Origin of the sequence: Chromobacterium alticapitis (assembly GCF_002924365.1) — a bacterium.
GTDB lineage: Bacteria > Pseudomonadota > Gammaproteobacteria > Burkholderiales > Chromobacteriaceae > Chromobacterium > Chromobacterium alticapitis.
The window spans coordinates 44,681-70,970 of the sequence record NZ_PQWB01000019.1; the positions used below are offsets into that span (position 1 = coordinate 44,681).

Annotated in this window: 21 protein-coding genes; 7 read left to right on the forward strand and 14 right to left on the reverse strand. The window is 64.9% G+C overall.

Going from position 1 to position 26,290, the window contains the following annotated elements; genetic code table 11:
- The first annotated feature begins 197 nt into the window (after positions 1-197).
- The 3 genes from C2I19_RS05990 (at position 198) to C2I19_RS06000 (ending at position 4,361) form a co-directional block, all read left to right on the forward strand.
- Positions 198-2,315: a patatin-like phospholipase family protein gene (locus C2I19_RS05990; protein ID WP_158253645.1), complete on the forward strand. Its 2,118-nt coding sequence runs from the start codon at positions 198-200 to the stop codon at positions 2,313-2,315.
- A gap of 194 nt (positions 2,316-2,509) precedes the next feature.
- On the forward strand, positions 2,510-3,442 hold the full coding sequence (locus tag C2I19_RS05995; RefSeq protein WP_103901808.1) for an esterase/lipase family protein: 933 nt from the start codon (positions 2,510-2,512) through the stop codon (positions 3,440-3,442).
- Position 3,443: 1 nt separating this feature from the next.
- Positions 3,444-4,361: a lipase secretion chaperone gene (locus C2I19_RS06000; RefSeq protein WP_103901809.1), complete on the forward strand. Its 918-nt coding sequence runs from the start codon at positions 3,444-3,446 to the stop codon at positions 4,359-4,361.
- Positions 4,362-4,486: 125 nt separating this feature from the next.
- Here C2I19_RS06000 and C2I19_RS06005 read toward each other — a convergent pair whose 3' ends face one another.
- From C2I19_RS06005 to C2I19_RS06040, 7 genes are all read right to left on the reverse strand, one after another.
- Positions 4,487-7,009, reverse strand: coding sequence for an alpha/beta hydrolase family protein (locus tag C2I19_RS06005; protein ID WP_103901810.1), 2,523 nt, complete (start codon positions 7,007-7,009; stop codon positions 4,487-4,489).
- A 115-nt stretch (positions 7,010-7,124) separates the two neighbouring features.
- The gene (gene mmsB, locus C2I19_RS06010; RefSeq protein WP_103901811.1) at positions 7,125-8,015 is read right to left on the reverse strand and encodes a 3-hydroxyisobutyrate dehydrogenase; all 891 of its coding nucleotides are present in this window, start codon (positions 8,013-8,015) and stop codon (positions 7,125-7,127) included.
- Between the two features lie 235 nt (positions 8,016-8,250).
- Complete coding sequence (locus tag C2I19_RS06015; RefSeq protein ID WP_103901812.1) at positions 8,251-9,369, reverse strand: enoyl-CoA hydratase/isomerase family protein; 1,119 nt, start codon at positions 9,367-9,369, stop codon at positions 8,251-8,253.
- Between the two features lie 350 nt (positions 9,370-9,719).
- Positions 9,720-10,502, reverse strand: a complete 783-nt coding sequence (locus C2I19_RS06025) for an enoyl-CoA hydratase (protein ID WP_103901814.1) — start codon at positions 10,500-10,502, stop codon at positions 9,720-9,722.
- A 136-nt stretch (positions 10,503-10,638) separates the two neighbouring features.
- Positions 10,639-11,799 carry an acyl-CoA dehydrogenase family protein gene (locus C2I19_RS06030; protein ID WP_103901815.1) on the reverse strand — a complete coding sequence of 387 codons (1,161 nt, stop codon included), beginning with the start codon at positions 11,797-11,799 and terminating at the stop codon, positions 10,639-10,641.
- 70 nt (positions 11,800-11,869) lie between these two features.
- Positions 11,870-13,372, reverse strand: coding sequence for a CoA-acylating methylmalonate-semialdehyde dehydrogenase (locus tag C2I19_RS06035; RefSeq protein WP_103901816.1), 1,503 nt, complete (start codon positions 13,370-13,372; stop codon positions 11,870-11,872).
- A gap of 39 nt (positions 13,373-13,411) precedes the next feature.
- Entirely contained in the window at positions 13,412-14,260 is an 849-nt protein-coding gene (locus C2I19_RS06040) for a 3-hydroxybutyryl-CoA dehydrogenase (RefSeq protein WP_103901817.1), read from the reverse strand.
- Positions 14,261-14,397: 137 nt separating this feature from the next.
- On the opposite strand from C2I19_RS06040, the gene C2I19_RS06045 reads away from it, so the two are divergent.
- Complete coding sequence (locus tag C2I19_RS06045) at positions 14,398-14,805, forward strand: MerR family transcriptional regulator (RefSeq protein WP_103901818.1); 408 nt, start codon at positions 14,398-14,400, stop codon at positions 14,803-14,805.
- Positions 14,805-15,989, forward strand: coding sequence for an acetyl-CoA C-acyltransferase (locus C2I19_RS06050; RefSeq protein WP_103901819.1), 1,185 nt, complete (start codon positions 14,805-14,807; stop codon positions 15,987-15,989). The genes C2I19_RS06045 and C2I19_RS06050 overlap by 1 nt, the downstream gene beginning before the upstream one ends.
- Here the strand turns inward: C2I19_RS06050 and C2I19_RS21975 are convergent.
- Entirely contained in the window at positions 15,986-16,162 is a 177-nt protein-coding gene (locus C2I19_RS21975) for a hypothetical protein (protein WP_158253646.1), read from the reverse strand. The two genes, C2I19_RS06050 and C2I19_RS21975, sit on opposite strands and share 4 nt — an antisense overlap.
- Here C2I19_RS21975 and C2I19_RS06055 point away from each other — a divergent pair.
- Positions 16,161-18,110: a helicase-related protein gene (locus tag C2I19_RS06055; protein ID WP_103901820.1), complete on the forward strand. Its 1,950-nt coding sequence runs from the start codon at positions 16,161-16,163 to the stop codon at positions 18,108-18,110. The genes C2I19_RS21975 and C2I19_RS06055 overlap by 2 nt on opposite strands.
- Positions 18,111-18,248: 138 nt before the next feature.
- On the opposite strand, the gene C2I19_RS06060 is transcribed toward C2I19_RS06055, so the two are convergent.
- From C2I19_RS06060 to glnE, 6 genes are all read right to left on the reverse strand, one after another.
- Positions 18,249-18,893: a hypothetical protein gene (locus C2I19_RS06060; protein ID WP_103901821.1), complete on the reverse strand. Its 645-nt coding sequence runs from the start codon at positions 18,891-18,893 to the stop codon at positions 18,249-18,251.
- 72 nt (positions 18,894-18,965) lie between these two features.
- The gene (locus tag C2I19_RS06065; RefSeq protein ID WP_103901822.1) at positions 18,966-19,556 is read right to left on the reverse strand and encodes a TetR/AcrR family transcriptional regulator; all 591 of its coding nucleotides are present in this window, start codon (positions 19,554-19,556) and stop codon (positions 18,966-18,968) included.
- Position 19,557: 1 nt separating this feature from the next.
- A complete protein-coding gene (gene waaF / locus C2I19_RS06070) occupies positions 19,558-20,598 on the reverse strand; it encodes a lipopolysaccharide heptosyltransferase II (protein ID WP_103901823.1) in 1,041 nt (346 codons plus the stop codon).
- Between the two features lie 115 nt (positions 20,599-20,713).
- Positions 20,714-20,914 (reverse strand): zinc-finger domain-containing protein, encoded by a 201-nt coding sequence (locus tag C2I19_RS06075; RefSeq protein WP_103901824.1) that lies wholly within the window; start codon positions 20,912-20,914, stop codon positions 20,714-20,716.
- 106 nt (positions 20,915-21,020) lie between these two features.
- Positions 21,021-21,944, reverse strand: coding sequence for a branched-chain amino acid transaminase (locus C2I19_RS06080; RefSeq protein WP_103901825.1), 924 nt, complete (start codon positions 21,942-21,944; stop codon positions 21,021-21,023).
- 117 nt (positions 21,945-22,061) lie between these two features.
- Positions 22,062-24,746: a bifunctional [glutamate--ammonia ligase]-adenylyl-L-tyrosine phosphorylase/[glutamate--ammonia-ligase] adenylyltransferase gene (gene glnE / locus C2I19_RS06085; protein WP_103901826.1), complete on the reverse strand. Its 2,685-nt coding sequence runs from the start codon at positions 24,744-24,746 to the stop codon at positions 22,062-22,064.
- Positions 24,747-24,867: 121 nt separating this feature from the next.
- Here glnE and C2I19_RS06090 point away from each other — a divergent pair.
- On the forward strand, positions 24,868-26,290 hold a 1,423-nt coding region (locus C2I19_RS06090), incomplete at its 3' end, for a YhdP family protein (RefSeq protein WP_439647040.1).

Consider the following 26,290-nt stretch of genomic DNA (forward strand, 5'->3'; position numbering starts at 1 on the left):
TACCCGCTTATATGTCACTCTATCTTACGTCACGCTTTGATGATGGTGAAACCATAATCTTAAAAATCACAAATATGGCTGGAAAAAGCGATTTTACAATTTGGACTGTTATTGCGGCGGTAAGCCTTGCCGCGCTGCTCTCCGGACTGCCGGCGGCGGCCGCGGAGAGTGCGCAAGTCCCTGAGGGTGTTGGGGTTGTGCTGGGCGGCGGCGGCGCGCGTGGCTTCGCCCATCTGGGCGTATTGAAGGAATTGGAGCGTTTGCGCATCCCGGTGGCCTGCATCGCGGGCACCAGCGCGGGAGCCCTGATTGGTGGCATTTACGCCAATGGCCTGCCGCTGGACGAGATGGAAAGCGAATTCAATGCGGCCGATTGGGACCAGCTGCTGGCGGGCAAGCCTGCCCGCGCCAGCATTCCGTATGACCGCAAGCGCAATGACTACAAGAACTATCTGGATGCCAGCTTCGGACTGAAGGGTGGGGAGTTGCGGCTGCCGCGCGGCGCCATCAACTCCCAGGGCATAGAGATGTACATCCACAAGATGACTCGCGACCGCGACATCGACAGCTTCGACAAGCTGCCCATCCCGTTCCGGGCGGTCGCCGCGGATTTGCTGACCGGCGACGCGGTGGTGTTCGACAAAGGTTCGCTGGCGCATGCCCTACGAGCCAGTATGGCGGTGCCCGGCGCTTTCGACCTAGTGGAGGATAACGGCCAGTTGCTGGTGGACGGGGCCATCGCGCGCAATGTGCCGGTGCAGGAGGTCAAGGGCCGTTGCGCGAAGCGGGTGATCGTGGTCGATGTGGGCGCGCCTCTGATGAAGGCCGATGAAATCCAGTCCTGGTTCGACGTGGTGGCGCAGAGCTCCAATCTGGCGGTGATGCGCAATGTCCGCGAGCAGATGAAACGGCTGGATAAGGGCGATGTGGTCATCCGGCCGGATCTGACCGGCTATACGGCGGCCTCGTTCTCCGATCACGAGGCCATAGTCAAACGCGGAGAAGCGGCGGCGCGAAGCATGGACAAGCAGCTGTCGGTGTTTTCGGTGTCGGAGGAGCAGTATGCCGCGTGGAAGCAGCGCCTGAGCAGGCCGCGTTACCCGGTGCTGGATGAAATCAAGGTGCAGGCCAAGGATGGCGAGTTCACCAAGCAGGCAGTCTTACAGGAGTCTTTGACATTCACTGGACCGGCCGTGCCGGTGGGCATGGCGCGCAATCGGCTGGAGGAAATTTTCGCCGGCGGCGAGTATGACAAGCTGGCCTATCGGGTGGACAGCGTCTCCGGCCGCAATGTGATGACGGTGATGCCGGTGGAGCGAGGCATAGGCCAGAATACCCTGCATTTCGGTCTGAACCTGAGCAGCGACACGCCGGGCAACAGCCATTTCACGTTGCGCGCGGCGCATGAAAGAACTGCGCTGAACGATGCCGGTGCCTCCTGGCGCAATGATGTGGCCATAGGCGACGAAAAATCGGTCAACAGCGAGTTTTATCAGCCGCTATGGCGCGATAGTCCGTTTTTTGTCGCGGCTTCGCTCGGCCTTCAGCAAAAGCCGTTCCGGGTGTTTAACGACAACCACACGGTGCTCGGCACGCTCAAGAACAATGCGTTGAGCGGCCAGTTAGACGCCGGCGTGGCGCTGGGCAAGTATGGGGAGTGGCGGCTGGGCCTGTACCGGCAGGACAATGACTACACTCTGGAGCAGGGCGACCCTAACGACTTCGGCGGCGGCATACGCTTCCGCGACGTCGGCGTGCAAACGCGCCTGGTGGTGGACCAGTTCGACAATCCGCGCTGGCCGCGCTCGGGCTATTACTTCAGCGGCCAACTAGGCGCCGGCTTGCCGAGCATGGGCAGCGAGGTGAACCAGAAGTTTTACGACCTCACAGGGGAGCTGGCCCACACTTATGGCGACTTCACCGCCCGGCTCACAGCCAAGGCCAAGGGCAATGTCGACGTTCGCTCCGAAGCGTCCGTGCCGCAGCAACTAGGCGGCTTCCTTAATCTGACGGGCTACCAGAACGGCGAGCTTTTGGCCGACCGCATCGGGCTGGCGCGGTTGATGGTGTACTGGCGCGCAGCATCGTTGCCGCCGGTGCTGGGATCGGGCGTGTATGCCGGCTTGTCTATGGAGGCGGGCAGGGTGTGGGGACAGAACAATCTCGAGTTGCAGAGCCGCCGCGAGGGGAGCTGGATTCCGGCGGGCTCGCTGTTCCTGAGCGCCGACACCATACTGGGGCCGTTCTTCGTCGGCGTCGGCACTGCGCGGGGCGGACAACTGACCGGCTACATCTACTTGGGGGTGGATTACTAACGGGCAGGGCGGGGCGGCGGAGTATTCCGCCTCGCTTGCCCTTTACGCCTGTCCTTTAGGTCTGCTGCGCTGCGATATTAGTACAAACGTTTGATTTCTTCCTGGCCTTTGCGCTTGTCATGTCCTATTCCGATTAAGGGCCGCCATCCGGCGGCCCTCGTCATGAGCAATCGCATGAACAATCGGGAGAGATAATGAAACATCTGTTGTCGCGCAGCGCATTCGTCCTCGCCTTGATGTTGTTGCCGTTCGCATCGGCCCTGGCATCCACCGGCTATACCCAAACCCGCTATCCTATTGTGCTGGTGCACGGACTGTTCGGTTTCGGCCAACTGCTGGGCGTGGATTACTTTTATCAAGTGCCCGCCGCGCTGAAGGCCGACGGCGCGCAAGTGTTCGTGGCGGAAGTATCGGCCACTGGCAGCAATGAGGCGCGCGGCGAGCAATTGCTGCAGCAGGTGCAGCAAATCCTGGCGATCACCGGCGCGCAGAAGGTCAATCTGATCGGCCACAGCCAGGGCGCGCCCACCGCGCGCTACGTGGCCGGCGTGCGGCCTGAGCTGGTGGCCTCGGTCACCACCATAGGCGGCGTCAACAAGGGCTCCACCGTGGCAGACATCGTGCGCGGCGTGGCGCCTCCGGGAACGGTCAGCGAAACCGTCGCCGCCGCCGTGGCCGGCGCGTTGGCCAAGGTGATCGCCTTCTTCTCCGGCACCAGCGATCTGCCGCAACAGCCGCTCGACGCGCTGAACTCGCTGACCACGGCCGGCTCGCTCGCCTTCAACGCCAAGTTCCCTGCCGGGGTGCCGACTTCTGCCTGCGGCGAGGGCGACTACTTGGCCAATGGCGTGCGCTACTATTCGTGGACTGGCTCGTCTACAACCACCAATATCCTGGACCCGCTGACCATCCCCATGGGCGTGCTGGGCCTGGCTTTCGGCTCCACGCCGTCTGACGGCCTGGTGGGAACGTGTTCCGCCCACTTGGGCCAGGTGATTCGCGACAACTACCAGATGAACCACGTCAACGAGATCAACCAGAGCTTCGGCCTGGTGAGCCTGTTCGAAGTGAGCCCGGTCACCTTATACCGCCAGCAGGCCAACCGCCTGAAGAACGCGGGGCTGTGACATGAGGCGGCGCGGCTGGTGGGTGTTGGCGCTAGCGGTCTGCTCGGCGCTGGCTTGGCTGTTCTGGCCATTCTCCGGCGCCGCAGGCGGCAAGGCTGCGTCATCGGCGGCGGCGCCAGTGCCGGCCGCCTCGCTGCGCGGCACGCAGCCTGACGGCGCGGTTCAGGCGGAGAGTGGGCAGTTGCGTGTGGATCAGGAGCTGCGCCGTCTGTTCGATTACTACCTGGCTACGCAGGGCGAGCGCGCGCTGCCGCAAATCCGCGCCGAGCTGCAGCGCTATCTGCAAGGCCGCCTGGGACTCAAGCCCTTGGCGCAGGCGATGAGCCTGTTCGACCGCTACGTCGCTTACCGCCAGTCGCTGGCCGGCATGGCGGTGGCGGCCAGCGCGGATCTGGCGACGCGCCTGTCGCGGGCGCGGGCGGCGCGGCTGCAGTATTTCAGCGAGGCCGAGGTGGCGGGGCTGTTCGGCGAGGAGGACCGCTATGACGCTTTTACTGCCAAGCGGCTGGCCATCCTGGCCGATCCTTCGCTGAGCGCGGCGGAGAAGCAGCGGCGCGTCGCGGAGCTGGAGCGGCAACTGCCGCCTGAGCTGCGCGCGGCGCGCGAGGAACCGGTCCAGCACCTGGCGCTGGCGCAGGCCGAGGAGGCGCTGCGCCAGCGCGGCGGCGGCGAGCAGGAGTTGTATCAGCTGCGCGCGTCCATGGTGGGGCAGGCCGCGGCGGACCGTCTGTCCGAGCTGGATAGACAGGAGGCGGCCTGGAGGCTGCGGGTGGATGGTTTCAACCGCGAGCGCGCCGCCATCCAGGCCAATGCCGGGCTGACCGAAGCGCAGCGCCAACAGGCGGTAGCGCAGCTGCAGGCGCAACGGTTTACGCCGCAGGAGGCATTGCGGCTAGCCGCCTATGCGCCGGCGAAGTGATGGCGCAGCGCTGGCCGGCGACGCTGGTGATGAGGAGCGGCGACAGCCAGTTTGGTTTTGATTGACAGCCTGATAGACAAACGCCCCAGCAAGCCGGGGCGTATTCATGATCGCGCGGCGATTTTTTACTGCGCGGACGCGGTTTGGCCCGCTGCCGACGAATGGGCGCGCGGCGGGGCGTTTTTCACGTACTTGTCGAACCAGTTCAGCATTTCGTATACCAGCTGCTCGTTCGATTCGCGCGCGGCGTACCAGTGCGGCTCATGCGGCAGCATCACCAGGCGGGCGGTGCCGCCGTTGCCGCGGATGGCTTCATAGAACTTGGTGGCCTGCAGCGGCGTGGTGCCGGGATTGGCGTCGTCCGCCCCATGCATGATCAAGATGGGCGTTTTCAGCTTGTCGGCATAGAAGAAGGTGGATGCCTTGCGGTAGACCTCGGGCGCCTCCCATACCGAACGGCGCTCGCTCTGGAAGCCAAACGGCGTCAGCGTCTTGTTATAGGAGCCGCTGGTGGCCGCACCGGCGCGGAACAGATTGGTGTGGGCCAGCAGATTGGCCGTCATCAGCGCGCCGTGGCTGTGGCCGGTGACGCCGATGCGGTCCGGATCCACCACGCCCAGTCTCACCGCTTCGTCCACCGCGGCCTGGGCGTCCATTTTCAACTGGTCCAGGTAGGTATCGTAGGCGGCCTTGGGATCGCCGACGATGGGGAACGATGCCTGGTCTATGATGGCGTAGCCGGCCAGCAGCAGGTATTTGTACTGGTACAGACGGGTGAAGGTTTGCTGCGAGCCGCTGACCTGGCCGGCGCTGGCGGCGTCGGCATAATCCAGCGGGTAGGCGTTGAGGATGGCGGGGATGCGAGTGCCTTCCTTGTAGCCCGGCGGCGTGTACAGCGTGAACGACAGCTCCATGCCGTCGGCGCGCTTGTACTTCACCAGCCGCTTCTTGATCTGGCGCAGTTCCGGCGTCGGATCCGCGATGTGGCTGACGGCGACCTCGGTGGAGGCGAAAGCGGCTTCGCCCTTGGCGGCATCGACAGGCTGCTTCAGCGTGCGCAGATAGACATTGGGCGCCGAGGTGGGGGACTGGCGCCAGGTCAGGAAGCTATTGTCGCCGGTCAGCGCCACCGGGCGTTCCAGCGCGTCCTTGCCGCTGCGGAACAGCCGCTCGCTGGCCAGCGTTTTCAGATTCAGTTTGTCGAGGAAGGGGCGGTTGCCTTCGGGCGAAGCGCCGGCGCCGTTCAGGTAGATGAAGTCGCCGTCCTGGCGGATGACGCGATAGCCGTTGTTCAGGGTGCGCGTGGCGGGCGATCCGGGCGAACCGTACTTGTCGTCCATGGACAAGTCCCACAACAGGCGCGGTTTTTGCGTCGGGTCTTCGAAATTGAAGATGCGGGTCTGGTACCAATGGCGGTTCAGGTCGTATTCGGAAACCAGCGCGGTATCGCGGCGCTCGCCCCATTCTATGCCGGCGAAGCGCTGCGCGGTGCGCAGAAGCTCCACTGGTTTTCCGGTGAAGGGCGCCTTCAGCATCATCACCTTGTCGCGCGCCGGCGCGGTGTTTTTCCAGTCGCCGCCGTCCAGCGCCTCGGCCCAGATCAGCGTGGCCGGATCATTGGCGCGCCAGAAGAAGTCGCGCGGGCCCAGCGGCTCGCCATGCACCGGCACGCGGTCCGCCAGCGGCAGCGCGGCTATGGTCTGGACGGCGATTCGGCCGGGTTTGGAAATGTCCCATGCCTGCACTTCATGCGGGAAGCGCTCGTAGGTGGTGACGTAAGAGTAAGGCCGGCTCAGCCTGGAAACCAGCAGGTGTTTGCCATCGGGCGATGGCGCGGCGCCATCGTACAGAGCGGGCTGGCCAAGAGGCGTAGCCTTGCCGCTGGCGACATCCACCAGCATCAGCTGCGACGCGCCGTAGTAGTCGAACAGCGCTTCGTCATGCGGATTGTTCAGCGTGTCGCGGGTTTCATAGGTGCTGCTCTCGCCTTGCGCGCCGTCGGTTTCCTGCACGCTGGGGCCGTCCGGTCCGATGGACTTGGCCGGCGCGGGGCCTTGCTTGGCCGGCACGGCTTTGACCAGCAGCGTTTTCTGGTCCGGCATCCATTGCAGCTCGTCGTTCAGCATGGGATTGAGGCGGATGCCGGGAATGTTGCGGATTTTGCCGGTCGCGGCGTCGCCCACCCAGACTTCCACCGCGTCTTTGGTGGTGTTGGCGAAGGCGAAGCGCTTGCCGTCGGCGGACCAGATAGGCGCGTCCGGGCAGGCGCCGGCCGGCAGCGCCACCGGCGTTTCCTGGCCGGTGGGAATTTTCACCAGCTTGAAGCTTTCCGCGCACGGGGCGATGCCATAGCCGCCCGGGGTATCGTGCTTGGCGCGGCTGGCCGGTTCTATGCGCGTGCCGGCCAGCTTCAGGTAGGGCGCGGCCACGCGGGCGATGGACGGATATTCCTGCCAGCCCACCAGCAGCATGGCGTCGCGGGTGGGATTGATGCTGGGGCCGGGCAACGAGGGCGCGCGCATCACTTTGAGAATATTGGCGGGCGGTTGTTGATAGCCTGCGGCCGCGGCATGGGCCGCGGGCAACTGGCAGGCGGCCACAACGGCCAGGGAGATGGTTTTCTTGGCGTTGAACAGTGTCATGTTCATCCTTGTTGTTCTTGTGCACAGTCAAGACAAAACGGGAGGCCGAGAGGCCTCCCGTCATGGGAGTGGGTCAATCTACCACATGTCATACTGGCTGTGGCGATTGTCCGATCCAGGCTTAGTTCAAGGTGTGGAAGTGCTTGACGATGCTGGAGAAGTCCAGCTTGCCATGGCCCTGCTGCACATGCTCCTCGTACAGATTGCGCGCCAGCGCGCCCAGAGGGTTGGCGGCATGGCTTTGCAGCGCGGTCTCCTCGGCCAGACCCAGATCCTTCAGCATCAGCTCAGACATGAAGCCGCCGGCGTAGTTTCGGCTGGCCGGCGCATTTTCCATTACGCCGGGCCAGGGGTTGTACAGCTCGGTGGCCCAATTGCGGCCGGAGCTCTTGCTGATGATCTCGGACAGCACTTTCGGATCCAGGCCGTTTTTCACGCCCAGTGCCAGCGCCTCGGCAGTGCCAGCCATCAGGATGCCCAGCAGCATATTGTTGCAGATCTTGGCAGTTTGTCCGGCGCCGGGGCCTCCGGCATGGAAGATGTTCTTGCCCATGGCTTCCAGCATGGGACGCGCGCGGGCCAGGTCGTCCGCCGCGCCGCCGACGATGAAGGTGAGGGTGCCGGCCGCCGCGCCTGCCGTGCCGCCGGATACCGGGGCGTCCAGCATGGACAGGCCTTTTTCCTGTGCGCCTTCGGCGACTTTACGAGCGGTGCCTGCGTCGATGGTGCTGCAATCTATCACCAAGGCTCCCTTGGGCAGCTTGGCGAACAGACCTTCATCGCCGAGGTAGAGTCCTTGCACATGCTTGCCTGCAGGCAGCATGGAAATCACCACGCTGGCGCCGTCCGCCGCGTCGGCGGCGCTGGAAGCCGCCCGGCCGCCGGCGGCGGCCACCTTGGCCAGCGCTTCGGCGGACAGATCGAAGGCGCTGACCTTGAATCCTTTGTTCAACAGATTGACGGCCATCGGGCCGCCCATATTGCCCAGGCCGATGAAGGCGATGTTTTCCATGTCTCTTCCTTTGCACGTTTGACGGGGCGGCTTGATTCGCCCCCTCTCCCCAACCCCTCTCCCGCGAGGGGAGAGGGGCTATGGCGTTGTCGATGTTTGGATGCGTATCGAGTGTATTTGCGACTCCCCGCGAGGGAGGCGGACCATGAGCTTTCCCGCGCCGCGCGTTGGCGCGAGAAACCAGCAAGTCGCCGACTTGTCCCCCTCTCCCCTCGCGGGAGAGGGCCGGGGGGGATTATTTCAACCCGGCCAGCGGGTGGTCAGCCTCGCGCCACGGCGACTCGAAATGGCCATCCACCCAGGCTTGATCGATGTCCGCCAGCTGGCGGCTCCAATGCGGTTTGCGGTCCTTGTCCACCAGCAGCGCGCGCACGCCTTCCGGGAAGTCCGAGCGGGCGCAGAAGTTTACCGACAGCACCAGTTCCATCCGCAGCGCTTCTGCGAGCGACATATGCTTGGAGCGGTTCAGGATTTCCCAGCTGACGGCGGCCGAGGTGGGGCAGCCATGCAGGAAGTTCTTGGCGGCGTCGGCGAGCCACGGGTCTTCAAACGCCGTTTCGGTCAAAGCTGCGCTGACGGCGGCCAAGTCGCCCTTGTTCATCAGCCGGTGCACCGCCAGCAGGTTGCGCTCCACGTTGGACGCCGGCAGCGCGTCGCCCAGCTGGCCCTCCAACTGGTTGAGCAGGGCGCCGACCAGGGCCGGCCGCGCGTGGCCATCGTCGCCCCAGTTGGCCGCTTGCAAGGCTTCCAGCAGCGCCGGATAGGCGTCCGCCGCCAGCACATGGTCGGCCAGGTTGGCGATCAGCGCGTCGTGGGCGTTCAGCGGCGCGCCGGTCAGCGCCAGGAACAGGCCCAGATGCGCCGGCATCCGCTGCAGGAACCAGCTGCCGCCCACGTCCGGGTACAGGCCTATGGTGATTTCCGGCATGGCGATGCGGGTGGCCGGCGTGACCACGCGGTGGCTGGCCCCCGCCATCAGGCCCAGGCCGCCGCCCATGACGATGCCGCCGCCCCAGACGATCAGCGGCTTCTGGTAGCGATGGATGCGGTAGTCGAGCGTGTATTCCTCGGTGAAGAAGGCCACCGCGTGCGGGTTGGGGTAGTGGGGCTCGTCTATCAGCTTGCCGCGCAGGCTGCGCACGTCGCCGCCGGCGCAGAAGGCGCGCTCGCCGGTGCCGCGCAGCACCACAGCGACGATGCCTGCGTCGCGCTCCCAGATGGTGAGCCGCGCGTCCAGCAGCCGGATCATGTCCAGCGTCAGCGCGTTCAGCGATTTCTCGGCGTTGAGGGTGGCGATGGCGATGCGATGGCCGTCGCCGGTAGTCAGTTCGTCAAACAGCACCACGTCATCCATGGCTAATCCTTTATTTAACGATGGCAATCGTATGATCCCAAGCGCTGTGTTTCCCTGATGGAAAGGGGCGAGGACCCGCGAACGAATTGTTTGTGGTAGTGAGAGCAGTGATTCTAGACACGTCAAAGCGTCGCCAGTCAGGTACTACGCCTGTGTTGCTTGATCCTGCAATTTGATATCCCAGGAATTGCAGGATGCCATTGTTGGTTCCAAGTACGTGTGGCTCTACAATCCGTAGTCGGCCAGAGTAGTTAAATTCGAGGACTTGTCGATTATTTATTGCTTGTTCAATGATGTCTCTCATTTCGAACTCCTACTGTGTGGGGCAATAAAATGGCCATTCGACTAACTTAGGCGTTCTTCCAGTTCGGCGCGCGCTTTTCCAGGAAGGCGCGGGTGCCTTCGCCCTGGTCGTGGGTGTCGAACAGCTTGATGAAGGCCTCGCGTTCCTTGATCAGGTTCCAGGTGGGCGGCTGCAGGCGGGCAGCCTGCACCAGTTGCTTGCATACGCCCACCGACGACGGCGACTGCTTGGCTACGCCCTCGGCCAGCTGGATGGCGGTTGCCAGCGCCTCGCCCTTGGCCACCACTTGCTCCACCAGGCCGATGCGCTCGGCGGTGGCGGCGTTGACGCGCTCGCCGCACAAAATCATGCGCTTGGCCCAGCCTTCGCCCACCAGCCAAGGCAGGTTCTGGGTGCCGCCGGCGCAGGGCAGCAGGCCGACGCCGGCTTCCGGCAAGGCCATCTGTGCTTGTTCTTCGGCGATGCGGATGTCGCAGGCCAGCGCGCACTCCAGGCCGCCGCCCATGGCGTAGCCGTTGAGCGCGGCGATGCTGACGCCGCGGAAGCCGGACAGCGCCTCGAAGGCCTCGCCGAACAGCATGGTCATCTCGGTGGCGACTTTTTTGTCGCCATCGGCGAACAGGTTCAGGTCGGCGCCGGCGGAGAAGAACTTTTCGCCTTGGCCGGTGATCACCAGCGCGTAGATGTCGCGGTCGGCGTTGAGATCGGCCACCAGCTGTTTCAGAGCGGTCAGGCTGGCGCGGTTCCAGGTGTTGGCCGGCGGATTGTCTATGGTCACCACGGCGGTGTGGCCGCGTTTTTCCACATTCAGATGGGCGTAATTGTTCATATTGGATGCCTTTATGAATTCTGTTTTGAACCTGGCAAGGCTGGAAAAATCCAGCGCAGCGGCTCAGGCAAGGCGCGCCGGCCTCGGCGGGACATCTAAGTGCCGCAGGCCGGTGCGACGCTGCATCAGGGATCGCCTAGCGCAGCGTTTCCAACGCGCCGTCCTGCAGCAGCTTGCGGCCGACTATCATGCGCATCACTTCGTTGGTGCCTTCCAGAATCTGGTGCACGCGCAGGTCGCGCACGTGGCGCTCCAGCGGGAAGTCTTGCAGATAGCCGTAGCCGCCGAACAGCTGCAGCGCGTTGTTGGCGATATTGAAGCTCAGGTCGGTGGCCAGGCGCTTTGCCATCGCGCAATAGGCGGTGGCGTCCGGACTGGCGTTGTCCAATTTCCAGGCAGCCAGGCGCACCATCTGGCGCGCGGCCACCAGCTCGGTCAGCATATCGGCCAGACGGAATTGCACGGTCTGCAGCTCGGCCAGCGGATGGCCGAATTGCTGGCGCTCCTGCACATAGCGCTGCGCGGCGTTCAGCGCGGCCTGGGCGGTGCCGACGGCGCAGGTGGCGATATTGATGCGGCCGCCGTCCAGGCCCTTCATGGCGAAGGCGAAACCCTGGCCTTCCTCGCCCAGTCGGTTTCCCACCGGGATTTCGACGTTGTCGAAAGTGATGGCGCGGGTGGGCTGGCTGTTCCAGCCCATCTTTTTTTCCTTCTTGCCGTAGCTGACGCCGGGGGCGTCGGCCGGCACCACGAAGGCGGAAATGCCCTTGGGGCCGGGTCCGCCGGTGCGGGCCATCACCACCAGCACTTGGGTGCTGCCGGCGCCGGAGATGAACATCTTGCCGCCGTTCAGCACATAGACTTCGCCCTTCTTGTCGGCGCGGGTCTTCAGCGAGGCGGCGTCGGAGCCAGCGCCCGGTTCGGTCAGGCAGTAGCTGCCCAGCACTTCGCCAGTCACCATCTTGGGCACCCACTGCTCGGCCAGCTGCTTGCCGCCGAAGCTGGCTATCATCCAGCTGACCATATTGTGTATGGTCAGGTAGGCGGCGGTGGAGGTGCAGCCGGCGGCCAGCTCTTCAAATACGATGGCGGAATCCAGACGCGACAGGCCCAGGCCGCCGTAGGCTTCCGGCGTGTACAGGCCCAGAAATCCCATGTCGCCGCTCTTGCGGATCACGTCAAGCGGGAAGATGGATTCGGCGTCCCATTCGGCCGCGCGCGGGGCGAGTTCATGTTCGGCGAAATCGCGCGCGCTCTGCTGGAAGGCGATCTGGTCTTCGGTCAGGTCGAAATTCATGTTCTGTGTTCCTAAGGAGACGGAGCAGGCGGATCGCCCCGCTTAACGGGGCTTCCGCCCTACGCGACAATCAGCGCAGCGAAATGGTGGTATGGACCTTGCCGCTGCTGGCCTCGTCGTCGAACCAGCGGCTGGTGACGGTTTTGGTCTGGGTGTAGAAGGCCACAACTTGCTTGCCGTAGGGGCCGAGGTCGCCCAGCTTGGAGGCGCGGCTGCCGGTGAAACTGAACAGCGGCACCGGCACCGGGATCGGCACGTTGATGCCCACCTGGCCGACGTCGATCTCTTCCTGGAACTTGCGCGCCGCCGCGCCGCTCTGGGTGAACACCGCGGTGCCATTGCCATTGGGGTTGGCGTTGATGATGGCGATGGCTTCGTCCAGCGTATCGGCGGCCATCAGGCACAGCACCGGGCCGAAGATTTCCTGGCGGTAGATCGCCATCTCGGGCTTGACGCCGGAGAAAATGGTGGGGCCGACGAAGTTGCCGCTCTCGAAACCAGCCACTTTTACGCCGCGCCCGTCCAGCTCCAGCTTGGCGCCTTCTTCCACGCCCCGGCCGATCAAGCCGGTGACGCGGTCCAGCGCGGCGCAGGAGATCACCGGGCCGAGGTCTGGATTGTCCTTGCCGGCGCCCACTGTCAGGCCCTTGGCCTTGGCTACCAGCTCCGGAATCCATTGCTGCGCCTCGCCCACCAGCACCGCCACGCTGAGCGCCATGCAACGTTGGCCGGCCGCGCCGAAGGCTGCGCCTGTCAGTTGGTTCAGCGCCTGCTCTTTATTGGCGTCCGGCAGCACGATGGCGTGGTTTTTGGCGCCCATCATGCACTGGGCGCGCTTGCCGGACAGGGTGGCGCGCTGGTAGACATGGGTGCCCACCTTGGTGGAGCCGACGAAGGACACCGCCTTGATGTCGGGGTGGTCGCAGATGGCGTCCACGACCGAGGCCGCGCCGTGAACCACGTTCAGCACGCCCTTGGGAATGCCGGCCTGCAGCGCCAGTTCCACCAGGCGCATCGTCACCATCGGGTCTTGCTCCGACGGTTTCAGTACGAAGGTGTTGCCGGTGGCGATGGCCATCGGGAACATCCACAGCGGAATCATGGCCGGGAAGTTGAACGGGGTGATGCCGGCGCACACGCCTAGCGGCTGCTGCACGGTGTAGGTGTCCACGCCGCCTGCCACGTTCTCGGCGTATTCGCCCAGCTGCAGCGTGCCGATATTGGCGGCATGCTCCACCACCTCCAGGCCGCGGAACACGTCGCCCTCGGCGTCGGCCAGGGTCTTGCCTTGTTCGGCGGTGAGCAGGGCGGCCAGCTCCTTCATGTTTTCGCGTATCAGCTGCTGGTATTTCAAGAAGATGCGGGCGCGGGCGCCGATAGGCGTCTTTTTCCAGGTCTTGAACGCTTCCTTGGCTGAGGCGACGGCGGCGTTCACCTCGTCCGCGGTGGCCAGCGGCACGCGCGCCAGCACTTCCTGGGTGGCCGGATTGACGATGTCGCGCCATTCCATGGTTTTGGACTCGACGAATTCGCCGCCTATCAACAACTTGATATTGGGTACCGACTGACTCATGGCACTGCCTCCTCTATTTGTTCGGGCTGATGGCGCTGCTCAGTTGTAGCTGTAGAAACCTTTGCCGCTCTTGCGGCCCAGATGGCCGGCTTGCACCAGTTGAACCAGCAGCGGGCAGGCGCGGTATTTGCTGTCGCGGAATTCGCGATGCAGGATGTCCATGATGGACAGGCAGGTGTCCAGGCCGATCAGATCGGCCAGGGCCAGCGGGCCTATCGGGTGGTTCATGCCTAGCTTCATCACGGTGTCGATGTCTTCCGCCGTGGCCAGGTTTTCGAACAGCGCGAAAGCGGCCTCGTTGATCATGGGCATCAGGATGCGGTTGGAAACGAAGCCGGCGCCATCCTTGACCGTCACCGGGGTTTTGCCCAGGCCCTGGGTCAGATGGAACACGGTCTGGTAGGCCTCGTCGCCGGTTTGCAGCGCGCGGATGATCTCCACCAGTTGCATGACCGGCACCGGGTTCATGAAGTGCATGCCCACCACGCGTTCCGGGTGGCTGACCCAGCTGGCGATGCGGGTGAGGGAGAGGGACGAGGTGTTGGAGGCCAGCACGCATGTCTCGCCGACGGCGGCGTCCAGCTCGCGGAAGATCTTTTCCTTGATTTCGGCGTTCTCGGTGGCGGCTTCCACCACGACCGCGCAGCCGGCGAGGTCGGCCAGCTTGGTGGTGCTGCGGATGTGGGCGACGATGCCGGGGATGTTGGCCTCGGCGATCAGCTCCTTCTTGGCCATCCGCTGCAGGCTGATATTGATGTTGGCCATGCCCTTGACCAGGGCCGCGTCGCTGACGTCGGCCAATACCACGTCGAAACCCTTCATCGCGAAGACCTGGGCGATGCCGTTGCCCATGGTGCCCGCGCCCACCACGCCTATTTTCTGGCTCATCTGGATTCTCCTGGACTGATTGCTCTACTTTGTGATCACGATAACTTGACGTTTACGTCAACGTCAACAGACAATGGGTACAAAAGCAAGCGACTGTGGCGCGCGTGGCCGCAGCCGGAAGATCAGGGGACAAACGCATGGGCGAACAGGTTTTCAATATCACCGAACTCGCGCAGGAGTTCGACATCACCACCCGCGCCATCCGCTTCTACGAGGACCAGGGGCTGCTGGAGCCGGCGCGGGCAGGGCAGCGCCGCATCTACAACCGGCGCGACCGCGTGCGGCTGATGCTGATCTTGCGCGGCAAGCGCATAGGCTTGTCCTTGCAGGAAATCCGCGAGCTGTTCGCGCTGTACGACGCGGCGCACGATGACGAGCCGCAGCTGCAGGAATTCATCCGCATCCTGGCGCGCAAGGAGCAGCAGCTGTTGGCGCAGATGGAAGACATCAAGGTGGTGCTGACCGAAATCGGCCAGTTGCGCGGCCAGTGCGAGAAATCGCTGGGCAAGCGCGGCAATGGCCACAACCAAGCAAAGGAGCTGTGATGCAACAACAGGAAATCGTGATCGTGGGCATGGCTCGCACCGCCATGGGCGGCTTCCAGGGCGCGCTGGCTGGGTTGACCGCCAGCCAGCTGGGCGCGGCCGCCATCCGCGCCGCGGTGGAGCGCGCCGGCGTGGCCGCCGGCGACGTGGACGAGGTGATCATGGGCTGCGTGCTGCCGGCCGGCCAGGGCCAGGCGCCGGCGCGCCAGGCGGCGCTGGGCGGCGGTCTGCCGCAGGCCACGCCATGCACCACCATCAACAAGATGTGCGGCTCCGGCATGAAGGCCATCATGATGGCGCATGACCAGCTCCTGGCCGGCAACGGCAACGTGCTGCTGGCCGGCGGCATGGAAAGCATGAGCAACGCGCCTTACTTGATGACCAAGGCGCGCGGCGGCCTGCGCCTGGGCCACGGCGAAATCAAGGACCACATGTTCTTGGATGGCCTGGAGGATGCGTACCAGAAGGGCACGCTGATGGGCGTGTTCGCCGAGCAATGCGCCGAGAAGTACGGCTTCAGCCGCCAGGATCAGGACGAATTCGCCATCGCCTCGCTGACCCGCGCGCAGCAGGCGATCAAGGGCGGCTTGTTCAAGGATGAAATCGCGGCGGTGACGGTGCCGGGCCGCGGCGGCGACACCGTGGTGGATACCGACGAGCAGCCGCTGAAGGCCAATCTGGACAAGATCCCGACGCTGAAGCCGGCGTTCAAAAAAGACGGCACCGTGACGCCGGCCAACTCCAGCTCCATCTCCGACGGCGGCGCCGCGCTGGTGCTGATGACGGCGGCCGAGGCGGCCAAGCGCGGCCTGAAGCCCATCGCCCGCGTGGCGGGCCATAGCAGTTATGCCCAGGAACCGGGCTGGTTTACCACCGCTCCGGTGCATGCCATCGAAAAGCTGCTGGCCAAGACCGGCTGGAAGGCCGGCGAGGTGGATCTGTACGAGATCAATGAAGCCTTCGCCGTGGTGACAATGGCGGCCATGCATGACTTGAAGCTGCCGCACGACAAGGTCAATGTGCACGGCGGCGCTTGCGCGCTGGGCCACCCGATAGGCGCGTCCGGCGCCCGCATCGTGATTTCGCTGCTGTCGGCGCTGAAGCAGCGCGGCGGCAAGCGCGGCGTGGCCAGTCTGTGCATAGGCGGCGGCGAAGCCACCGCGCTGGCGGTGGAACTGATCTAAGTCTTCGTTTCGCCGATGGACGGGCCGCCGGATATCCGGCGGCTTTTTTTATTTTGCCGCTTGCCTTGCGTGGGATGATGACTGATTTTGATAGGGACGCGCGATGCTGGCGCGCCGCCGCCTGCTGCTTTATCATCGCCCGCCTTTAGCACAAAAAATACGATAGACGCCATGACCGAATCCACCGACGCCCTGCCGGCTGAAATCCAGCTGGACGATTACCTGGCCGAACACCAGGCCACCATCGTCACCACCGAGGGCAGCCACGCGGTGTCGGTGCATGGCGAGCTGGCACTGGACGGCCACCGCATCCCTTACCATCTGGTGCCGGACGAGGGTTTTCTGGGCAAGAGCGGCAAATGGCGCAAGCTGTCGCCGGAAGACCGGCTGGCTCTGGTCAAGGAACGCTGGAACGAGGCCGCGCGGCTGAAGATGGAGGCGCAACTGATAGCTTGCGCGCGCGAGGTGTTCGCGGTGGATGGCATCGAGCCGCTGCGCGCGCTGAGCGCCTTCATGGCCAAGTACGAGCGCGCCAAGGTGCGCTGCACCATCGCGCTGGACCGGGTAGCCGCCGCGCGCAGCCGGCAGACCGCCGACAAGGCTGCCGCCAAGACGCGCGATGCGGTCAACTTGTCGCGCTATCCGGAATCCTTCGCTACTGCCTACGCTATGCAGCGGCACTTCATCGCGGTGCTGGGGCCCACCAACTCAGGCAAGACCCACGCCGCGATGGAGCATCTGCAAAAAGCCAAGAGCGGCGTGTATCTGGCGCCGCTGCGCCTGCTGGCGCTGGAAAACTACACCCGCTTGCAAGAGGCCGGTGTGGCGGTGAGCCTGATTACCGGCGAGCAGCGCAAGCTGCATCCAGAGGCTACCCACGTCGCCAGCACGGTAGAGATGCTGAATCCGGAGCGGCAGGTGGAAGTGGCGGTGATCGACGAAATCCAGCTGCTGGACGATCCGGACCGCGGCGCGGCCTGGACCGCCGCCGTGTGCGGGGTGCCGGCGCAGACGATTTACCTGGTTGGCGCGCCGGAGTCGCGCGAGGCGATAGAGTCGCTGGTGGCGCGCGTCGGCGGGACCTTGGAAGTGCGCACGCTGGAGCGCAAGACCGCGCTGCAAATGGACAAGGCGCCGCTGCTGTCCTTGAAAAACCTGAAACCCGGCGACGTGCTGATTGCGTTCTCGCGCCGCGAGGTGCTGAACTGGCGCGACAAGGTGATAGAGCAGGGGCTGACGGTGTCCGCCATCTACGGCAATTTGTCGCCGGAAGTGCGCCAAGCCCAGGCCGAACGCTTCGTCGCCGGCGAAACCCAGGTGGTGGTGGCTACCGACGCCATCGGCATGGGCCTGAACACCCCGGCTCGACGCATCATCTTTACAACCGCCAGCAAGTGGGATGGCTACGCCGAGGGCATCATATCCGCGCCGCTGGCCAAGCAGATCTCTGGCCGGGCTGGGCGCTTTGGCAAGCATGAAACCGGTTATGTGGCTGGTTTCGACGGTCTGACTCACAAAACCATAGGCGCGCTGCTGCGGCAAAAGGCCGAGCCGCTGCCCAACAACGGCTTCTTCGTCGCGCCCAGTTTGAAGTATCTGGAAGCCATTTCCCAGGCGACGGGCGAGATCAAACTCAAGGCCTTGCTGAGCTTGTTCGCCAAGCACATCAATGTGCACGACGAATTCTTCCTGCCGGCCAATCTGTCTGATCAGATGGAAAAGGCCGAATGGCTGGATGCGCTGCCCTTGAGCCTGGCCGACCGCTACACCTTCAGCCTGTGCCCGATCTCCACCAAGATTCCGATGCTGGAGAACGCGTTGCACGATTGGGCGGAACATCGTGCGCGCGGCAAAGCGGCGCCGCTGCTCAGGATGATGGGAACCGGCGGCCGCAACGAGCTGCAGTATCTGGAAGACAGCTGCAAGCTGTACGCCGCTTACGCCTGGCTGGGCTATCGCCTGCCGGATACCTTCCCTGACGGCGAAATGGCGCAGTTGCTGATGCAGAGCACCTCGGAGCGCATCGACTCGCTGCTGCAAGTGCAGAACGCGCAAAAGCGCAAAGGCGCGCGCGGGGAGGATGGCGCTAGGCGCAAGCCAGGCCACTGGCGCAAGCGCTAAACTTCCGGGCGCGGTGTTACGCGGTCCTTATCAAACAACAGGCCCCGCCGAATGGCGGGGCCTGTTGTTTCGAGCGGCTAAGCGGAATCTGACTCCACGCTGAGCCGGAACTGCTTGGCGCAGACCAGGCGACGCGCCTCAGGCGGTTGCGTTCAGGTTGGGGCTGGACACGCTTGGCTGTAAAAGAGATTGATTAACCTGGTATTGCGTCACGGCTTGTTGGCTGCTGTTGTTGCGTAGCAGGACCTGTTGCAGCGGCTGGGCGGACTGCTGAGCAGCCTGGGGCGGCGGGTTTTGTTGCGCCTGCGTTCCTCCCGCCGTCTGCTGCTGGGGGGCGTTTGTCGTGGCGGCCGCGGCCTGCGCGTTGGCGGTGTTGTTGCTTGCATTGGCCGCGGAGTTGGTGGCCTCGGCCGGCGTCGGGTTGCCGTTGACGGCAGGCGCCGTCGCCGCAGCTTGTTCCGGCTGCGGATTGGTGGCCAGCACGGCGGCGTTGCCTGTGGGCGTGGCTGGAGGAGGCGGCGCTGCGGGCGCTTGCGCCTGCGGCGCGGCTTGCTGGGCCTGTTGCGCTTGCTGATTTTGGCTGGCTACGATCAGCTGTTGCTGCAGCTGCTGCTCCACGCGGGCGGTGTCCGGATTTTGCCGGACGGCTGCCTGGGTGAGCGGCTGGCTGGTCGGCTGTTGCACCGAGGGCTGAGCGTTGTCCAACGACGACTGAACCTGCCGCGTGTTCAACGTCGCATACGGCGGCTGCGAGCTGTAGCCTACGTTGGCGATGTTAGCCATGGTTGCAGTCCCAATGTTCCTATATCGCTGATATTAGTACATTTTTCTCCTGGCGGCTTGACTTTCTCCTGTCTATTCGATCAGTACCAGGCGCAGCATGCGCTCGGCGAGCGCGTCTACTGCCAGATCGCCGTCGCGGCGATACCATTGCACCGTCCAGTGCAGGCTGCCCAGCAGGGTTCGGCGCAGTAGGCCGGTATCCTGTTTCACCATGCCGGCTGCGGCGGCCTCTTCCAGCACCTGCTGCCACAGCGCTTCGTAGCGGTCCCGCAACACCACCAGGCCGGGCTTGGCCGCTTCGGACACGCTGCGCCATTCGTACAGCATCACTTCCAGCGCGGCCTGGTTGTCGCCCAGCAGCGAGTTCAGATGCACGCGGAACAGGGCCGCCAGTTTGTCGCGCAGCGTGGGCGCGGCGGCCAGGGCGAGGGCCAGCTGTTCTGTGGTGCTGGTGATGCCCAGCGCCATCACCGCCACCAGGATCTCCTCCTTGGTGCGGAAATGGTAGAACAGGCTGCCTGACTGCATGCCCACGGCGTTGCCGAGGTCGCGCACCGTGGTGCGTTCGTAGCCTTGGTCGCGGAACAGCACGGCGGCGGCGCGGACCAGCGTCATGCGGCGATTGTTTTCTTCCGGCGGTCTGGGGGTTTCCACTTGGCGCATGTCAGTCCTGGTCGGGGTGGGCGGCGAGCGCGGGCAGCAGGGCCTGGGAGGCCTGCCAGACCATGTCGGGCTGCATTTTTTCCAGGCAGTCGGTATGGCCGTAGGGGCAGTTGCGTTCGAAGCAGGGGCTGCAATCCAGATTCAGCGACACCACCGAGGCGCGCTCGGACAGCGGCGGCGTGAAGTCCGGGCTGGACGAGCCATACAGCGCGACCAGCGGCTTGTCCAGCGCGGCGGCGACGTGCATCAGGCCGGAGTCGTTGCAGACGGCGAGCTCGGTCAAGCCTATCAGGTCTATCGCTTCCTCCAGGCCGGTGGCGCCGCACAGATTGACGGCGCTGCCGCCGGACAGGCGGGCGATCTCGTCTCCTATCTCTTTGTCCTTGCTGGAGCCGAACAGCCAGACCGAATGGCCCGCGTTCGCGAAGCGCCGGGCCAGTTCGGCGAAGTGGCGCGCCGGCCAGCGCTTGGCTGGGCCGTATTCCGCGCCGGGGCAGAAAGCCACGGCGGGGCGCGAGGTGTCCAGCCCCAGGCGCAGCGCGACCTGGCGCTGCGTAGCCGCATCGGTGCTCAACTGCGGATTGGGGATGGGGCGGGGCAGCGGCGCGCGCTTGTCCTCCGCCAGCGCGCAGAAGCGCTCCACCATCATCGGCAGTTCCTGCTCATCCAGCTCGCGCGCGTCGTTGAGCAGGCCGTAGCGGGATTCGCCGAGGAAGCCTGTGCGCAGCGGAATGCCGGCGAACAGCGGGATGAGCGCGGATTTCAGCGAATTGGGCAGTACGATGACTTGGTCGAAGCTTTCCCGGGCCAGCTGTCTGGCCACTTTCCAGCGTTCGACCAGGCGCAGCGCGCCATGGCCGAAGGGGTTAAGGTGCGACTTCGCCACTTCCGGCATCCGGGCCAGCAGCGGCAGGGTCCAGCCCGGCGCGAACACGTGCAGTTCCAGGCCAGGGTGGCGCTGGTGCAAGCGGCGGTACAGCGGCTGAGCCATTACGCTATCGCCGACCCAGGAGGGGCCGATGACGAGGATTTTTTTGTTCATGCGGGGTGCTTCCGGTTCCAAACGCAAGCCGGCTGGGGCAACGCGGCTTGCGTTTGGTGGCGGCAAGCAAAAAAGGTGTGGCCAAGGCCACACCCTTCGCCGGCGGCGGAGCGGCTTAGTGGTGGTTGCCGACCGGACCGACCAGCTTGTACTGGGTGCCGCAATAGGGACAGAGCGCTTCGCCTGTCTTGTGCACCGGCAGATAGACGCGCGGGTGGGAGTTCCAGGCCTTCATGTCCGGCATGGGGCAGTGCAGCGGCAGGTCGTGCTGGGTGACTTCGATATAGCGGGCGGTGTTTTCTTTCAATTCTGCCATGGTCGTTCCTTGTTGCGGCGGGCGGTTCCGACAAAAACGCCGCCAGCAGGACGGCCGTCGGGCCGCTCGCTGCTGGCGCGCGAAATGCGGATTCTACTTCTACCGCTTATTTTACGTAAGTGAGCCAGTGCCGGTGTTCGGCGTCCTGTCCCTTGACGATGCTGAAGTAGCGGCGCTGGATTTCCGTGGTGAGCGGGCCGCGGACGCCGTCGCCTATCGGGCGGCGGTCCAGTTCGCGGATCGGGGTCACTTCGGCGGCGGTGCCGGTGAAGAAGGCTTCGTCCGCGCTGTAGACTTCATCGCGGGTGATGCGCTTCTCCACGATTTGCAGCCCCATTTCAGCGGCGATCTGCACCACGGTGTCGCGGGTGATGCCTTCCAGCGCGCTGGTCAGGTCCGGAGTATATAACTTGCCCTTGCGAACGATGAAGATGTTTTCGCCGGAGCCCTCGGCTACGAAGCCGTCCACATCCAGCAGCAGGGCTTCATCGTAGCCGTCCGCCGTGGCCTCGTTGTTGGCCAGGATGGAGTTCATGTAGTTGCCGTTGGCCTTGGCCTTGCACATGGTGATGTTGACATGGTGGCGAGTGAAGGAGCTGGTCTTCACGCGTATGCCTTTTTCCAGGCCCTCGTCGCCGAGGTAGGCGCCCCACGGCCAGGCGGCCACGATCACGCGCACGTCGTTCTTCATCGGCGCCACGCCCAGCTTGCCGGAGCCGTAGAAGGCCATCGGGCGGAAGTAGCAGGATTTCAGGCCGTTGGCCTTCACTACGTCGAGGTGGGCCTGATTGATTTCTTCCGGCGTGAACGGCAGGTCCATGCCCAGGATCTTGGCCGAGCGGAATAGCCGCGCGGTGTGGTCCTGCAGGCGGAAGATGGCCGGGCCGTCGGCGGTTTCGTAGGCGCGCACGCCCTCGAACACGCCCATGCCGTAGTGCAGCGTGTGGGTGAGGACATGGGTGGTGGCGTCGCGCCAGTCCACCAGTTTGCCGTCATACCAGATATATCCGTCGCGATCAGCCATCGACATCTCGGTTCTCTCCTGTGTTGTGCTTTGTTCGGGTTTGCCGCCCGTGTTTTGCCAGGCCCAACGGGCCTAGCTGATGGACCAGTGTATACCGGGGCGCGCGCTGTTGTGAACCGGCTGTCAGGAAAAATCGAGCGCTTGCTCGAAAATTTGTCGCCAGAGCCGCTTGCCGCTGTCGTAAGCGGCGAGCAGGGCGGGGGCCGCGCTCACTTTCTGCTTGTCGTTGAGCCGGGACGCATGCTGCAGCCGCCGCAATTGGCGGTAGGCGTCGCGGGCCTGCTCCGCCAGCTCCGGGTCTATCAGGCCGGCCTCGGCGGCCACCGCCAGCAGGGCGATGTTGCCGGTATTGCCGGTGAAGGCGGGCAAATGGTGGGCGTGGGCCAGGATCAGGTACTGGACGATGAACTCGATGTCTATGATGCCGCCGCGAGCGTTCTTGACGTCTTCATCGTGCGCGGGGTGGCTCTCCAGCATGCGCTGGCGCATCGCCAGCACTTCTTCGCGCAGCTTGGCCGGCTCGCGTTGCAGCGTCAGGATGGCGTGGCGCTCGGCTTCGAACTGCGCGCCTATGCTTGGGTCGCCGGCGACGAAGCGGGCGCGGGTCAGCGCTTGGTGTTCCCATACCCAGGCCTGGTTTTCCTGGTATTGGCGGAAGGCGGAGAGAGAGCTGACCAGAAGGCCGCTGGCGCCGTTGGGGCGCAACCTGAGGTCTATGTCGTACAGCACGCCGGCGGCGGTGGCGCTGGTCAGCCAGGTGGACAGCTTGCGCGCCAGGCGCGAGTACAGGTCCGCCGCATCCGGGTGCGGGTCGTCGTACAGGAAAATGATGTCCAAGTCAGAGGCGTAGCCCAGCTCTTTGCCGCCGAGCTTGCCGTAGCCTATCACCGCGAAGCGCGGCGTTTCGATGTGGCGCGACGGGATATCGCGCCAAGCGTGGCGCACCGCCGCGTCCAGCACCAGATCGGCCAGCCGCGACAGTTCGTCGGACAACGCTTCCAGGGTCCACATGCCGGCCAGGTCTTGCGCCACCAGGCGGAAGGTTTGGGCGTGCTGGAAGTGGCGCAGGGCGTCCATCTTGGCCTCGACGTCGCCGTCAGCCTGTTCCAGCATGGCTTCGAGCTGGGCGGCCAACTGCGGCCAGTCCGGCGCGGCGTACAGCACGCGCACGTCCAGCAGCTCGTCCAGCAGGATGGGGTGGCGGCTGAGATAGGCCGACACCCAGGCGCTGGCGGAATACAGCGAGGCCAGGCGCTGCAGCGTTTGCGGGTATTCGGTCAGCAGGGCCAGGTAGGAGGCGCGGCGGCTGATGGCCTCCATCAGTCCTATGATGCGGGCGAGGGTGTCATCGGCATTGGGGAAGCGCGAGGCGGCTTCTATCAAGGCCGGCATCAGCGCGTCCAGCTTCTTGCGCCCGGCCAGCGGCATCTGCAGATAGCGCTGGCTTTGCGCCAGGCTTTTGAGCTGGCGCGCGGTGGCGGCCGGATCGGCATAGCCCAGCTCGGCCAGTTTTTGTTCCGGCGCTTGTTCCGCCATGTCCAGCCATAGCTCGGACAGCGGGTGGTCCAGATGCTCCTCGGCGGGCAGGATGAACACCTGCTCGAAGTGGCGGCCCACTTTGCGCCTGACTTCGTTCAGGGCGAGCGAAAAAGCGTCCCAGTCCGCGTAGCCCATGCTGGCGGCGATTTTGCCGCGCGTTTCCGGCGAGGCGGGCAGGGTTTGGGTTTGCTGGTCGTCCAGGTATTGCAGGCGGTGCTCCAGATTGCGCAGAAAAGCGTAGGAGTCCTGCAGTTCCGCCACCGCGGCCGGTTCCAGCAGCCGCAGCGCGGCCAGCCGGTCCAGCGTGGCGCGGGTGCCGCGCAATTGCAGGGTGCGGTCGCGGCCGCCGCGTATCAGCTGGAATACCTGGGCGATGAACTCCGCCTCGCGAATGCCGCCCGGCCCCAGCTTGATGTTGTCGGCCATGTCGCGCCGCGCCACTTCGCGGCGGATTTGCGCGTGCAGCTCGCGCATCGCGCCGTAGGCGTTGTAGTCGAGGTATTTGCGGTAGACAAAAGGACGAACCAGCTGGTTCAGCGCCTCGGCGTCGCCCGTCAGCGCCTTGGCCTTGATCCAGGCGTAGCGCTCCCATTCGCGGCCCTGGCTCAGCAGATAGTTTTCCAGCGCGGCGAAGCTCATCACCAACGGGCCGGAGTCGCCGTAGGGGCGCAGCCGCATGTCGACGCGGAATACCTGGCCGTCGGCGGTGATGTCGTTGAGCAGGGCGATCAGCCGTTTGCCCAGCTGAGTGAAGTACTCATGATTGCTGAGGCGGCGCTCGCCGTCCGTTTCGCCGCCCTCGGGATAAATGAAGATCAGGTCGATGTCGGAGCTGACATTCAGTTCGCCGCCGCCCAGCTTGCCCATGCCGATGACGATCAACTGCTGCGGCTCGCCGCTGTCTTCGCCTAGCGGCCTGCCATATTGGCTCAGCGAGGCGGCGGCGCAGGCCAGCGCCTGGCGCACGGCGAATTCGGCCAGCAGGCTGATGGTGGCCATCACCTCGTCCAGCGTGGCCAGGCCGTTCAAGTCGCGGCAGATCAGCCGCGCCATCACCGCCTGGCGCAGCCGGCGCAGTTCCGGCGCCTGCCGCTCGGGCGTGGCCAGGCCGGGCCAGTCGGCGAAAGACTGCATCTCGTCCTGGGTGAAGGGCTGGGCCAGCCTTTGCTCCAGGCGCTCCCGCTCTTGCGGGCGGGCGGCCAGCAGGCGGTGCAGATATTGGGAAAACTCGCAACTGCGGGCAATGGCATCACTCGTGTTTGCTGGCATAATAGCTCCGACGGCTTGGCGCGAGCGGCATGGCTGCTGCGCCAGGGGCGGGCTGCAACCGGTTTCGCGCCGTATCTCTCTCACACGCCATTGTAACGGTTTGCCATAGTTGAAAAAGCCCTTGTCGCCGTTGTCCCATATCCATGTGCTGCGCCTTCTGAAGCGGAGCCTGCTGCTGCTCTCGCTGGCCCTGGCCATCGGCGGCGCCTTGCTGTGCGCCGCGTTCGCGGCTTTCACCTTCTGGCTGCTTCCCCGTCTCGATCAATACCGCCCGCAATTGGAGCAAAGCCTGTCTGCGGCGCTGGGCCATCGCGTCGGGATTGGACGGCTGACCGGGCATTGGCAGGGCGTGGGGCCGCAGTTCGAGCTTTCCAGCGTGTCCGTCGCCAATCCGGTATCCGGCCAGGCGTTGACGCTGCGGACGGTGACGGTGCTGCCGTCCTGGACTTCGCTGTTGGCGCGCGAGCCGCGCTTGTCGGTGCGGGTGGACGGGCCGACGATGGAGCTGAGACGAGCCGCGGACGGCGTGATCTATCTGAATGGCTTCGACCTGAATCGCGGACCGTCGAGCGACAATGCGCTGGGCAACTGGTTGCTGCGGCAGCCCGCGCTGGAAGTCCGCAACGCCAGCTTGAGCTGGCAGGACGAACGGCTGGGTTTGCCGCGGCTGGATCTGCAGCGGGGCAGCCTGCTGTTGGAGCGCACCTTGCTGGGGCACAAGCTGCAGCTGTCCGGCCAGCCGGCGGCTACGCTGGGCAAGGGCCTCGAACTCAGCGCCGGCTGGCGCGGCGATGATCTTTCCAGCTGGCAAAACTGGTCCGGCTCGCTGCGGGTGGCACTGAACGGCGCGCGCGCCAGCGTTTGGTCGCGCTATCTGCGCGACCTGGGCGTGCTGCGCAGCGGCGAGGGTGACGGCACGCTGGAAATGGCTTTTTCCGACGGCGCGGTGAGCAGCTTGCGGGCCGATGTCAGCGTGCGCGACGCGGCCTACACGCCGCCCAGCGCGCGCGAGCTGGTGCTGCCGCAATTGCGCGGCAAGCTGCGATTGGACCGCCAGGCGGACGGCAGCTACCGCATCGAGGCCAGCGATCTGACCCTGGCCAGCGCCAGCGGCCTCGCATTCGACAAATCTACGATCAAGGGCCAGTGGCGGCCCGGCGCGAAAGGCGGCGGCGAGCTGACGCTGGACAATGTCGACGTCGGCAACCTGAATCCATTCATGCACGCTCTGGGCGTGGACAGCAACCCGCTGTTTGCCCGCTTCGCCCCGCGCGGGGCCTTGCACGACCTGACGGTGGGCTGGCAGGGGCCGGTGGAGTCGCCTGCCAGCTTCAAGTTGCGCTCGCGCTTCGAGCGCCTGGCCTGGCAGCCCTTCGCGGATCTGCCGGGCGTGTCCGGCGTGTCCGGCAGCGTGGATTTTGACGAGCGCGGCGGGCGGCTGAGCCTGGATACCGGCAAGGCCGAGGTGACGTATCCCGAAGTGTTTCCGCATAGCCTGCCCTTCGACAAGCTGGCGGCCGATGTGGCGTGGCGCCGCCAGGGCG

Excerpts from the sequence above, each read along its gene's own strand:
- C2I19_RS05995 (WP_103901808.1), top strand. The coding sequence starts at position 2,510 with ATGAAACATCTGTTGTCGCGCAGCGCATTCGTCCTCGCCTTGATGTTG.
- C2I19_RS06000 (WP_103901809.1), top strand. The coding sequence starts at position 3,444 with ATGAGGCGGCGCGGCTGGTGGGTGTTGGCGCTAGCGGTCTGCTCGGCG.
- C2I19_RS06005 (WP_103901810.1), bottom strand. The coding sequence starts at position 7,009 with ATGAACATGACACTGTTCAACGCCAAGAAAACCATCTCCCTGGCCGTT.
- mmsB (WP_103901811.1), bottom strand. The coding sequence starts at position 8,015 with ATGGAAAACATCGCCTTCATCGGCCTGGGCAATATGGGCGGCCCGATG.
- C2I19_RS06015 (WP_103901812.1), bottom strand. The coding sequence starts at position 9,369 with ATGGATGACGTGGTGCTGTTTGACGAACTGACTACCGGCGACGGCCAT.
- C2I19_RS06025 (WP_103901814.1), bottom strand. The coding sequence starts at position 10,502 with ATGAACAATTACGCCCATCTGAATGTGGAAAAACGCGGCCACACCGCC.
- C2I19_RS06030 (WP_103901815.1), bottom strand. The coding sequence starts at position 11,799 with ATGAATTTCGACCTGACCGAAGACCAGATCGCCTTCCAGCAGAGCGCG.
- C2I19_RS06035 (WP_103901816.1), bottom strand. The coding sequence starts at position 13,372 with ATGAGTCAGTCGGTACCCAATATCAAGTTGTTGATAGGCGGCGAATTC.
- C2I19_RS06040 (WP_103901817.1), bottom strand. The coding sequence starts at position 14,260 with ATGAGCCAGAAAATAGGCGTGGTGGGCGCGGGCACCATGGGCAACGGC.
- C2I19_RS06045 (WP_103901818.1), top strand. The coding sequence starts at position 14,398 with ATGGGCGAACAGGTTTTCAATATCACCGAACTCGCGCAGGAGTTCGAC.
- C2I19_RS06050 (WP_103901819.1), top strand. The coding sequence starts at position 14,805 with ATGCAACAACAGGAAATCGTGATCGTGGGCATGGCTCGCACCGCCATG.
- C2I19_RS06055 (WP_103901820.1), top strand. The coding sequence starts at position 16,161 with ATGACCGAATCCACCGACGCCCTGCCGGCTGAAATCCAGCTGGACGAT.
- C2I19_RS21975 (WP_158253646.1), bottom strand. The coding sequence starts at position 16,162 with ATGGCGTCTATCGTATTTTTTGTGCTAAAGGCGGGCGATGATAAAGCA.
- C2I19_RS06060 (WP_103901821.1), bottom strand. The coding sequence starts at position 18,893 with ATGGCTAACATCGCCAACGTAGGCTACAGCTCGCAGCCGCCGTATGCG.
- C2I19_RS06065 (WP_103901822.1), bottom strand. The coding sequence starts at position 19,556 with ATGCGCCAAGTGGAAACCCCCAGACCGCCGGAAGAAAACAATCGCCGC.
- waaF (WP_103901823.1), bottom strand. The coding sequence starts at position 20,598 with ATGAACAAAAAAATCCTCGTCATCGGCCCCTCCTGGGTCGGCGATAGC.
- C2I19_RS06075 (WP_103901824.1), bottom strand. The coding sequence starts at position 20,914 with ATGGCAGAATTGAAAGAAAACACCGCCCGCTATATCGAAGTCACCCAG.
- C2I19_RS06080 (WP_103901825.1), bottom strand. The coding sequence starts at position 21,944 with ATGTCGATGGCTGATCGCGACGGATATATCTGGTATGACGGCAAACTG.
- glnE (WP_103901826.1), bottom strand. The coding sequence starts at position 24,746 with ATGCCAGCAAACACGAGTGATGCCATTGCCCGCAGTTGCGAGTTTTCC.